This is a genomic window from Aquimarina rubra (assembly GCF_042684305.1).
Classification (GTDB): domain Bacteria; phylum Bacteroidota; class Bacteroidia; order Flavobacteriales; family Flavobacteriaceae; genus Aquimarina; species Aquimarina rubra.
This window is the reverse complement of record NZ_JBHULE010000004.1, coordinates 92784-105078: the sequence shown is the minus strand read 5'-3', so window position 1 is coordinate 105078 and position 12295 is coordinate 92784. Positions and strand designations below refer to the sequence as shown.

8 protein-coding genes are annotated in these 12295 nt (G+C 33.3%); 1 reads left to right on the top strand and 7 read right to left on the bottom strand.

Features of this window, described 5'->3' with window-relative positions; translation table 11 throughout:
- Positions 1-31 precede the first annotated feature (31 nt).
- Positions 32-604 carry a conjugal transfer protein TraO gene (locus ACFSR1_RS04025; protein WP_378289884.1) on the bottom strand — a complete coding sequence of 191 codons (573 nt, stop codon included), beginning with the start codon at positions 602-604 and terminating at the stop codon, positions 32-34.
- 354 nt (positions 605-958) lie between these two features.
- Between ACFSR1_RS04025 and ACFSR1_RS04020 the strand changes: the two genes are divergently transcribed.
- Positions 959-2425, top strand: coding sequence for a leucine-rich repeat domain-containing protein (locus tag ACFSR1_RS04020; protein WP_378289882.1), 1467 nt, complete (start codon positions 959-961; stop codon positions 2423-2425).
- 367 nt (positions 2426-2792) lie between these two features.
- Here ACFSR1_RS04020 and ACFSR1_RS04015 read toward each other — a convergent pair whose 3' ends face one another.
- The 6 genes from ACFSR1_RS04015 to ACFSR1_RS03990 form a co-directional block, all read right to left on the bottom strand.
- Positions 2793-2975: a hypothetical protein gene (locus ACFSR1_RS04015; RefSeq protein WP_378289880.1), complete on the bottom strand. Its 183-nt coding sequence runs from the start codon at positions 2973-2975 to the stop codon at positions 2793-2795.
- A 213-nt stretch (positions 2976-3188) separates the two neighbouring features.
- Positions 3189-4058 (bottom strand): hypothetical protein, encoded by an 870-nt coding sequence (locus ACFSR1_RS04010; protein ID WP_378289879.1) that lies wholly within the window; start codon positions 4056-4058, stop codon positions 3189-3191.
- 164 nt (positions 4059-4222) lie between these two features.
- On the bottom strand, positions 4223-4696 hold the full coding sequence (locus ACFSR1_RS04005; protein WP_378289877.1) for a DUF4274 domain-containing protein: 474 nt from the start codon (positions 4694-4696) through the stop codon (positions 4223-4225).
- A 12-nt stretch (positions 4697-4708) separates the two neighbouring features.
- Entirely contained in the window at positions 4709-9541 is a 4833-nt protein-coding gene (locus tag ACFSR1_RS04000; protein ID WP_378289875.1) for a DUF6531 domain-containing protein, read from the bottom strand.
- A 5-nt stretch (positions 9542-9546) separates the two neighbouring features.
- A complete protein-coding gene (locus ACFSR1_RS03995) occupies positions 9547-10398 on the bottom strand; it encodes a hypothetical protein (protein WP_378289873.1) in 852 nt (283 codons plus the stop codon).
- A gap of 6 nt (positions 10399-10404) precedes the next feature.
- On the bottom strand, positions 10405-12270 hold the full coding sequence (locus tag ACFSR1_RS03990; protein ID WP_378289871.1) for a type VI secretion system Vgr family protein: 1866 nt from the start codon (positions 12268-12270) through the stop codon (positions 10405-10407).
- Positions 12271-12295 lie beyond the last annotated feature (25 nt).

The following is a 12295-nucleotide window of genomic DNA, read 5'->3' as shown; positions in this document are numbered from 1 at the left end:
TTGTGATAGATGATTATGCGTGCTAAAAAAATTATTTTATAATTAATTTGACTCCTAATCCGGCATAGGGAGTGAACTCTCCAATTTCACTATTGATATGATAAACCTCATTTAATTTTATATTTAGAGCAATTACAGGAGATATAAAGATATCAGCATCGAGACCTGCGTACGCACCATAAATTGTATTAGTGGTTTTTAGATTCAGTATTTGATTGCTCCCAATATTCTTATTACCCTCATTAATTGTTTCAAAACCAATAGTTCCACCTGCACCCAATGACAATGCAAAGGTTCTGGAATTGTTACGTAGGATATCAAAGAAGAAACCTGCATTAAAAGAATACGTATCTACAGGAATATCGATATTATTTTGTTCTAAAGTTGAAAAACTACCTTGAACATTAAACTGAAAGTAATCAAACTCATTTACTTTATAATCTCCGGTAATCATTCCACTAAAACCATCCTGAACAATACCACCTGTTAACGACAATGCAATCCTATGACTTTGTGCTAACAGCGTATGAGAACATAAAAATACAAGTGGTAATACCAGCAATTTATAAAGTAGTTTCTTTTTTGTTTGTATCAGATAATCCATTGATAATGCCTTTGAGTTAAATTTTATATTAAAAAATTTAAAGAATGTTCAATAACGAATTAAGTACTTATTCCAAAGCAAAATAATGGTTTGAGGATTTTGGTGAGCATTTTATGGACTAGCGTATTGTTTTGTGGGTTTTTCGTTTTTTAGTTTGGTTATCCATCGTTAAGAGTATAAACATCGATTGATTATATAAAAAATGAAGTAAGAGGCAGATCGGCTTAGGTTGATATAGAATTTATATCCATTCATCCACATAATATCGTCATTAGACCACAATTGAGAAAAATTGATCAATTTTTCAGACATATTTGTAGCATAAGTAAAGTGTATAATAAACGATAAGGACTTATGAAGAATTTAAATTTTAGAGTTTTTGTACTATTAACAGGTTTGATAGTGTCCTGTACCAAAGAGATAGACGAAGATCTTATTACCACTTTGATTGTAGAAGATTTTGAAAATGTTAGCAATGTGCTACTAAAGATAATAGAAGATAATCCTGATCATACTCTAAACTGGGATGGTAATACAGATAATTTAGGTAATTGGGAGGGGATTGTAATAGAGAATGATAAATTGATTGGTTTAGATATTGAAAACAAAGGAATTACTGTATTAACTCCGGACATAAATCTATTAAAAGATCTAACCGTTCTAAATTTAAAAGATAACGACCTCTTAGATATTCCAAATGAGATATTTGATCTGAAAGAGTTAAGAGAATTATCATTATCAGGTGAAAAGGCAGCGGTCACTACTATGGATGATTTTTTAGGGGGGTTGTATTCACTAACAAATTTGAAGAGCCTTTATTTAGATTTCTTTCCTGTTTTAGATATAGACGGGATAAGCAACTTAAGTTCATTAGAAAAATTGACATTAATGAATTTATCAATGAATCGTATTCCCATAGATTTTTTTAATTTACAAGAATTGAAATCAATAGAGTTGGTTGATAATGCTAATCTTGCTATCATACCTGAGGGTTTTAACGTATTCAATAAATTAACAACATTAAGAATTTCAGGAAATCCTGGTATACAAGAGTTTAATTTAAGCATTTTTGAGGTCAGTACACTTCAAAAATTAGACCTGTCTCATAATGGTATTGGTTATGCATCGGATGACCAAGGCGCCATCCCAAATGGGATAGGTATGTTACTTCAACTTACAGATTTAAACTTGGAAAACAATCGGATCACTTCTTTAAGCAATCAAATTGGTGAGTTGCAAAATCTAAAAAACCTTAATTTGCGTAATAACGCTATCGTAGATATTCCTGTGTCTTTGGGTACTCTTACTAACTTAGATATTTTAGATATTTCTGGAAACCTACAACTTAATGAAATTCCGGAGGAGGTTTGTAATTTGCAAGATATGGGAACAACGATCATAATAGATGGTGTGTGCGAAGAGTTAAGAGTAAGTTCTCGATATGCCAATAATCCATCTGAGGTAAGTGTTGGTCTTCCGTTTTTTATTGACATAGATATTGATGCGGTTATAGATCCCGTCTTTATTGATGGCGATGGCCCCTTTGATCTCGATTTTGGCGAAATAGGGTTTGAAGTACACGAAGTAAATAAAAATGAGGTCACCGTACGTGATGATGTTCCGGGACAAGTTCTTGTAACTCGCAGTGATACTCAACAATTTATTAATGGTTTCCGCAATATGACATTCGAATTGTTTGCACCTTTCGTTGTAAGCTCAGAGCTATCTGAAGGAAGAACGTATCGTGTTAGACTATTCAATGCTGAGTTTGGTACTGTAAAAACCTATTTGCCGGCATACGAACTTACTGTAATAGAGTAGCATAATATTTAATATTCTCGTATACAAAATAGCTGTTGAGATATACAGAGTCGCTATTTTTTACTGTTATTAAATATACGAATTGGATATCATCAGTCAATTATAAAAAAAAATCCTCATTAACACCTATTGGTATAATGAGGATTTTAATTTGTTATTTTCTATAAAAAACAACAGGATGGTATTTCTCTAGTCACAATTTCTGTGTAAACAAAAAAAATGACATATTAGTAATTACTCCGCAATCACACCCATCATAACCACCATTCATAGTTTTCTGAGCTTCTTTTCTGGGTATTTTAACTCCTTCTAAGTTTAAAAATGTTTGTTTTCATTACGGAAGCAATTTAAGATGACAACGATTTTTTTATCGTAAAATGCATAGTTTACCAAATGGTGAACTAGGAACAGAAACACACTGATAATTATAACTAGCAGTAAGATCTACACAATCTCGATTATTATGGCATGGTAAGAGTAACCCTCCATTAATTGTTTTTTGTTGTTCTCTGGTTAAAGTTTCTCCTAAGTTTGATAATTTGTTAATCATAATGTAAAAATTTAAGTTTATTTATTACACGATGTAATAAGTACCTCCAATATATTATTTAGAAAAACGGTATTGTCGAGATAGTGGAGCTTCTACCTGTACTTGTGGATAAACTACTTTTTCAAGTGGATTTATTTTATAGAAAATCCAAGAAAGTTGGATGTTTATGATAATCTCGAATAAACATTAGAGAATCTTACATTAAAGGAGCGTTCAAATACTGAGAAGGCTACCATCATCATTGTTTGATTTGTCTTTTTTTGGATTAGTTTGGATGATTTTGGATTTTGGTGGAGTAGGAGTGGTTGTTGATTTTTGATCAGTACCAAGTTGTTCTCCCATTTGTATGGTGGATTTAGCTGTTTTTTTGGGTTTTGAAGTTTTCCCAAGTTGTAGTAGGTTGGTTTCTTCAGTCTTATCTTGGATTGATTTAGGTGTATTTGTTTTTTTAGTAGTTAGTTTTTCATGAGTTTTCGCAATACTAGGTTGTTGATTTGCTTTTTTTAATTTTTCTGAAGATGTTTTAAACTGCTGTAGAGGAGATGTTTTTTGCTTTTTTTTGGCAGGAACTTTGGGAACGGATTTGGTTCTAGTTTCTGGTTTTGGTACGGATATATCTCCGAGGATGAAAGAAGTTTTTTTGGTTTTCTTTACTTTTGAAACTTGATTTTTAGGAGCATCTACTTTTTTTACTGGCGGTTCTTCTTCTTTTAAAAGATAGGTGTCTTCTTCTTTAAATTCAAGGATTTCATCTAGGGTGAATTCTTGTATAGGTACATCTTCGAAATCTTTAAAAGTTGAAATATCGTACTCTTCAAATATTTTCGTTACAAAAGCTAAACATTCTTCTTTGGCGGCATATCGCTGTCTGTGTAAAGTATCTGGTACAATCGGGTGATCAATCAGCCATTTGTCTTTTTCCAACCATTTAAATAGAATAACATCATCGTAGATATCAACAAACCCAATATAAGACTTCTTATGATCCGATAATACAGAAAAGTAATCTATGGCATCTTTTAAACCTATCGATTTATTTTCGAAAGCTACTTTTCTGGGAGTATCATTGTAATAGGTTTTCATTGCTGTTATACTGTTTTTAAGTCTTGTAGAAGGGTTTCATGTTTTATAATCTGTGCTATCTAGGTTTTTCATTGTTTTTTAGGCTTTTAGATCTCTTTTTTTACTAATACGTGCCACTAGTCACAGACTGGCGGTAGCGAGGGCGTAATGGAGGCATAATAGAGTTAGTTATTATAATCAATTTCATTTTCATCATATAGAGTCTCTATTTCATAAAACAAATCTTCAGGGATACCTTCTATATAATTTTCAGAACTTTCAATTTTTTTTCCATTTATTTTCTGAAACATTATTTTAGGAATATGATTGGCACTTGTATTAGGATATTCTTTCGTCCAGTCTATACCATCATCATCTTTAGGATCAAAAAGAATTGTTTCATTATTATAAAAACCAGATATATAGTTTTCTTCTAATTTATTTTGAAATTTAAAGCCTTTCTTAGGGTTAGACATCCAATAAATCATCAAAACAGTAGCTTTTTCGGTATTATTATTGTCAATTAGCCATTCTAAAAAAGTTTTACTTCCGTCATAGTTCCAATCAATTGCCATTTGATGCCAGGATATAGGAGAAACTTTATTGGCATATGTAATTATTTTTTGATCAATTATTCTAATTAATTCAGCTTCTTTCATAATCTAATTATTTTAACTACATCTAGTAGGTTTAAGCCCTTTTCTAGAACTCAATCTATTTCTCTCTGCTTTTTGTATGGCGCTTATTTTTTTTCTTGCCTTTGTCTTGCTTATTATACCAGATTCATAGTCAGACTTTATTTGACTCACCTTATTTTCCATATCAATATTTATACCCTCGTGACTTCCTCTATGATAATTGTCAAAGCCATATTGTTCTGCTATAGTAGCATTTTTAGGTAAGAAAATTCCGTTTGCAGCTTTATCCTTAGCGCCACCTAAACCGATATCCTTAAAAAAGTCTTGACTTCGAGTCCAAACTTCATGAGGGATAACATGATGCGCTTGAAAATTACCTCGAACAAATGGGTCTAAGCCGTGAGTCATATTGGCTTTAACCATGTTTTTTCCTAAAGTACCACTACCCTCACTTAGTCCAAATACATCAATTATACTATTAGTATCTCTTACATATGTATAAAAATTAGGCATTTCCCCTGCCAACCCAATCGGGTCTTGAGAGATGTAAACTCCTTCATCCGGTGCATAATATCTAAATCGATTATAATATAATCCTATTTCTATATCTTCATATTGTCCTTGATATCTAAATGGGCAGTCATTCAATGAACCTATAACAAGTTTACGAACTTTTCCATAGATATCATATTCTGCATGCCAGGTTTTTTCACCTTTGGAGTTATACATTTCCACAGGAGTACCTAGGTAATCTGTGATGATAGAATAGGTGTCCTCTACAGTGATTTTTGCAGCAGGTCTAAAAGTTCCTTGATCAAAGATCCAGGTAATCAAATCCTCTACAGGTTCCTTTTTATCTTTGGTGATGTTTCCTAATTCATCTACAATGGCTTTGGGTCTGTCTTTAAGATCATATTGCCATTCGTGTAGAGGTACGTTTCCGTCCCAAATCCATCTTACAATTTCACCATCTTTCGACTCCGCTCGAGGAGACAGTATTTTTTTTGCAGTACGACGACCTAATGCATCGTATTCAAATTCTATTGTAGTTTTATCTGGTTTGGTAACACTTTGTAACATTCCCACAGCTTCCCAATTATATTTCCAGCTACCTTTTGGAGTATTTTTTTCTATTAAATTCCCTTCTTCGTCATAATGATAATAGGTAGCTCCTGATCGTAAAAGTTTACCGCTTTTTCCGTATTCTTGATCTTTTTTATCTTTTGTTTTGTACAAATTACCTACTTCATCAGGTAGTTTGTAATCATAACTTCCATCTTCATATTCTGCAGAAGCTAAACTATTAAAATCATCATAGCTAAATCGCGTGGCTTTATTGGTAAGATTATTAGTGATTCGTTGTAGCTTAGAGTTTACATCCCAACTATACAATCTGCATTGCTGTTCACTGCCATTAGCAGTGATTCTATGTTTTTCAGGATTTCCCGATGCGCCGTAATCCCAACTACTTATAATCCCTCCAGGTAAAGCTCTCTCTGTTTCCATCCCTAAGCTGTTATACTGATAATTAGCTTCCCAAGGATTGTTTTGTTTTGTTTTTACATTCATTTTGGTAACTTCACCAAGGATAGAATGTTCAAAGTTGATGTCAGCGCCCAGACTACTTTTAATACCCGTGCGTATTCCTAATTCTCCGTATTCGCTTACCACAGTATATCCATCCTGATTTTCAGATAAAATTCTTCCTGCTTCATCGCGATTAATTTTCACATGACTATTTGGATTTACAGCTTCGATTAACAAACCATCTTTATTGTATGAATAGGTTGCCCATGTTCCGTCTTGATGTTCTATGCGAGAAATACGACCTCCCTTATCATACTCATAGATACTATGATTATTATTAGGTCCTTCGACTTTTAGTACTTTTCCAGCTCTGTCTCGGATAAACTTTCTAGTTAATCCATCAAATCCTTCTTCTCTGATGATATCTCCTTTAGTGTTACGACTAAATTTATAAGATTCTTTATGTTCATTAATAATCCCTATCAATTCTTCTTGCGAATTGTACTGAAAATAAACTTTGGAGCCATTTTCAGTTCTGGTCTTAAGACTTCCGAGTGGAGTATATTCAAAAGCAATATTTCGATCTTTATCGATAGCTTCTATTACATCTTCATAAGCATTATATTGTAGCTTAATTGTGTTTTGATCTGGTAATTTTACCGTAGTCACTCTACCCTTTATATCATATTCAAATTCTTGTGTATGATTATGAGGATTAATAGCCTTAATTGATTGTCCCCATTCGTTATATTCCCATTTATAGATTGCCTGATTTGGGAAAATCATTTTTATTAAATTATGATCATCATCATAGAACAATTGTGTTTTACTATCTATATTATCGTAGACTGTAGAGATCAATCCATTTTTGGTATACTCGAAAGTAGTCATCATTCCATCAGGTTGGATAATTGTATCCAATTTCTCCTCCTTATAAGCATAAATAGTGGATCCTCCTTGAGGTCTTGTTATGATCTGAAGTTTACCTTTTTCATCATATGTATATTCGTGTATGGCGTTATCAGCATATTTTACGGATGTCATATTTCCATGATCATCGTAATCAAATAAAGTTATATTACCTTCTTCATCAACAGATTTTATGAGCTCGTCAAACTCGTTGTATTCTTTGACCAATTCACCCCCTAAAGAATCTATTTCTTTAATACATAATCCGTTTTTATGATAATAAATGCTTTGTCCATGAATAGCATTACTATAGATTGTGTGATCTTTGTAATATTCCATAAAACCTTCTAGAATTCCACCATCACCCCAGGTGTGAATACATTTAGCACCTGTGTGTATTCCTTCATATTCCCAGTAGAAAGTTTGCCCATTACGGTCCGTTTTTGAAATCATCAAATGATTTTTGTACTTCATTTTCAATGATTTACCTATAGGGTCTATGATATCTATAAGATTACCTGATTGACTATACTCATAACTTACTAAGTGTCTTTTATTGTTTTTATGCTGTATATCAATTTTGGTAATGTGATTTTTAGAATTAGATTGTATTTCTATAATTCTACCAGCTGTATCAACTATTTCTGAAAGAACATTGTTTTCATATTGAAAAAGGATATGTATATCATCTATATTAGAGATTTTCGTGAGTCTATAGATGTTGTTTTCTTTTTCTTGTAAAAGATAGGTGAGTTGTGTTTTATGCTCAAGAAGTTCATAATTCCCGGTTTTTAGTTTGGACAAAGTTAGTTTCTCTGTTCTATTGTAATTAGTAGATATCTCTTCTGTAAGTATTGGAAAAAAAGCAGATCTACCATCTGATAGTATTAATAGGATATCGTTATTCCTTTCGGTTAAATGAATATCATAACTATGATGAAAGCCATGACCTAATGCTCCGTTATATTTAGAATCTGAATACCAAGTTCTTTCCCACTTAAAAGGAATGATTCCAGGGATTTCAAAATCTTGTCCAGGATAAAACATAACCCCGGCTATGATGTCTACAGGGTCATCTTTGCAAGTTTGCTTATCACCAGGTTTACATGCAGTACCATTTTTGTTTTGATTTTGATTTGCCTGTTGTGAACTAGAATCATTATCATTAGGAGGAGTTTTTGGTTTGTCAGGGGTTTGAGTAACTACGTCTCCATTTTCACCTTTCTTTTTGTTAAGGCCTTGTTGTATCCCTTTTATGGTTCCAGAAGCTTGACTTAAGGTGTTATTCGCTTGATTAACTGTTGCTTTTATTGTTTGACCAGCAGCACCCATTACCTTATTCGTTGCTGCTCCAATAGCAGAAGACACTCCTTTTGTAATTCCTCCGCCAACTCCCGAACCAATAAACTTTATAGTACCATTTGCCACTACATCAGCTCTTTCATCATCGCTAGCTTCATTCATATACCAATCACTAAAATTGGCAATGTCTTCCATTTTATTAGTAGTGTAGTTTACAGCACTGGCATGTCTTCTTTTAATAGTGCCTGGTGTATCTTCCATAAGATCTGTTGCTAATAACTTAGCTTCGTAATACCCTTTTTCAACTCCATCTACTGCAGCTGTCCCCATAGCTTTAGCAATTTGCTTATCCTTTTCAAATCTAGCTGAAGAATCGTCCCAATATTCTTTTCCATAATTAAATATAGCTGTAACCCCTTTACCTAATTTATCCGCTATACTTAACCCTGTCCTACCTACACCTTCGACGATATCTGTTCCTAGCTCTATTTCATTTCTTGTTCCAGTAAGGTCTCCTATCATCTCCAAACCTTCCTTTGATTTTTGCAACATATTTCCAAAACGATCTACGGACTTTCCAAATGCATCTCCGATCATAGTACTTCTACCTAGTCCATCTGTATTGATAAAGTCTTTTCCAGACTGTATGGCATTTTCTCCTACTTTCATAATACTATCCGAAATGTCAGATACAGCCTCGCTTGCTGCTGCCTCAAGTTCTTTAAGAGGAGCAGTTACTTTATCTACCACACCGTTCATCTTTGATTGCATCTTATCAAAGATATTTGGCTCGTCTATTTCATTTGAAGGAGCATCAAGATCGATAGTTATAATTCCACCTTTACCACAAGGAAGTTCACTTTCATTAGTTAGTAATTTATTTCCAGAACAGACTAAACTTGATTTCGTAGTATATTTCCAATTAGTCACTGTAGCTGCACAAGCGGATCCAGTTACAGAGCAAGTGCCAAAACCGGTAAAACTTTGACCAAAAACTTTATCCGCCTCTGTGGCAATATCTACACCGTGTATGGTGGTGGTAGGATTTATAACAGTTAAGGGGCATGGAGCTCCTCCTTTATCGCATTTGAGCATTATATTTTTGGGCACACATTTTTTTATTCCCATGATTTTTAAGATTTAACTGTAACGATTTGATTAAAAGAATAAACTTCTCCTACTTTTACTTCAAATATTTGAAATACACTATCTATCACATTCTTTTCATTTAGATCATACAGTTCGGAGTAGATAATATCAAAATCTACAATAAGATTATAAGTTGTATAAAGTCTTCTGAAAAACAGTTTGATTGCATCTTCCTGAAATTTCTGTTCATCTATGATTCCTTCGTTAAAAACTCTTGTATGCTTTTTCTTATTATTCTCCTCTAAAAGTTCTGTTTTTATTAATAGGGGTAGGGAAAATGGACCAAAAAAATCTCTGTAAAACTTTTGATGAAATATTTGTTTGTGAACCCTTAAATCAGGAAAATAAATTTTCGGAAATAATAGGGTTCCTATTTCTGATTGCTCAAATAGGTTTAAAAAATCTTCTCGGGAATCCAAGAGTTCATTTATCCTTTTGGTGATGTTTTTTATGTCTTTAACATTTCTATATATATTTAAAAATTCTTTTTGGGAATCAACCCAAAGCTCTTTTATTTCATCATGATTAACTATAGATTTTATTTCTCCTGTTTCATCCGTATATACAATTATTTTTTGTTGTAGTTTGGATAGAAAATCTTCCATTCCTCTAAATCCATTAGTATCGGATTGGGTCCTTTTTTGAACTTCAATACTAAATAGATATCCAAAATCATCTTTTTTAATAAAATTCTTATCGACTTCTATGTTTATAGTATTCTCATTCAATTCTTGCTTTGATTTAACCGCCTGCCGAATTTCAATAAAATATGTTTTGCTATATTCTTTATCAGGTAAAGAGAATTTACTTTCTATAATAGAAACTTTATTTTCCATTTCGATTTAATTGTTTATTTCTACGCGTCCACCATTTACTTTTACTTTTCCACCAAATATTTTAGCCATACCTGCAGCAACTATCCCAAGACCCGTAGCTGCAATAGTCATAGCCACTCCAGCCTGTATATTTGCCATTACGGATGCAGTAATAGAAATTCGCTTACCACTGATAGAAGTTGTTTTTCCTTTTAAAGAAGCTTTGGAACCTCCACTAGCACTAAAATTACTACCTCCATCTAAGTTCATATTACTAGATGCATTAGCACTAAAATTACTACCGGCACTGGCATTAATATTACTTGCAGCATTCACTGTAATATCATTACTAGCTTCCATAACAATATCAGTAGAGGAGAAGGTGATCTTATTGGGAGCATTAATCGTAATTTCTCCGTTACCACCCATCACAATGGTATTTCCACTAGGGTCTGCGATCGTAACACTACCATCTGCATCATTAAGAGTAACCTGATTACCACTTCGTGTTTTGATGGCTTTTAGGTGATTGTTACCACTCTTAAAACTTTCCGGGACAGAAGAAGCATTGGTTACGCTTCCTTTTACAATGGGAGTCTCTGCATTACCTCCTTCGTGATCAACAATAACTTCATCTCCTTTTTCCGGAACAAAATACATTCCTTGTCCTGGTCCACCAGCGAGACTAGCTTGTCTAATCCATGGAGAGGTTTCACCTGTTTCTTTTTGCCATGCATATTGTATTTTTACACGTCCCATTCCTTCTGGATCTACATTGTCTACAACAACCGCAGTTTGGGATTTACCTTTCGGAAATGCTTTAATGGATGTTTTTGGATATGCATCAGTTTCTGTAGTAGTTGCTTCAAAGGAGTTTTCATATCTTCCATTTTCAGTACAACTATGCTTTATTTTGGTAATCCTGTAACCTCCGTATGATGAGGCCTCTCCATCTATTAATACGGTGCTACCTATTGTGAGGCTGGGATTACTACTTTTTCCTGTTACTTTTACCTGATTTACTTCATTAGCTTGTTTTTGAAGTAAAATCTGATCATCAATTCTAGATTTCATTTGAGCATCATCATGAGCACTCACAAAAACCTGGGTTTCCTTTCTAAATAGCTTGTCACTTTTTTGGCTAACAGAGGATATAAATCCTTTGGTGTTAGAATTCAATTCTTTTGTCTTTACTTCGTGTAAACCATCCGTTAAATAATCATTGGTGAAATATTTAAAGTTATTAGGAATCGCTTCTAGTTTCATAGATAGTTCCAGAAGATCATATCCATACCGCAATTTTACAGGTTCTTTGGTTTCGGGTTTTCCAAATACCAATTCGGTGCCATTATAATAAAACCATTCGCCATATTGTGCGGCTAGTCTACTGGCATATTCAAAAGCACTTTCTTCTTGTTGCACACTATAATGAACAGGAGTTACTTTTTTTGGAGAAATTTTAAGTCCCAAAATTCCTTTATCATATCCTGTAAATGTTTTTTCCAAAATCTCAGATATACTAATGTCTTGATGAGAAGTATAATGTGGTCCGTCATCTGCAATGATGCTACTACTTTTTCCTAAAATATGCACCAGGTCTCCTGTTTTTTGATAGAATCCCTTGATGGTATTGATGGTGGTAACGATTCCTTTAAATTCTAATATTTCATCGTCAGAAAAACCATTAACGGACTGTATTTTTAGCAGAAAAACTGCCCCCAAGAAATTAATACTTTCGCCAGAGATGTCGTCTGTTACTGTCTCTAGAACATCTTTTCTACATATTAATTCAAAACTGTGATGTGCATCAATTTCCTGATGCAGCGATAAACTTTGAAATGCCGGAATGGGTGCACCATCGATGAATATTTGTACTTGAGTATCTGTTGCCATATTAGTTGAATTGATATAGGAAATA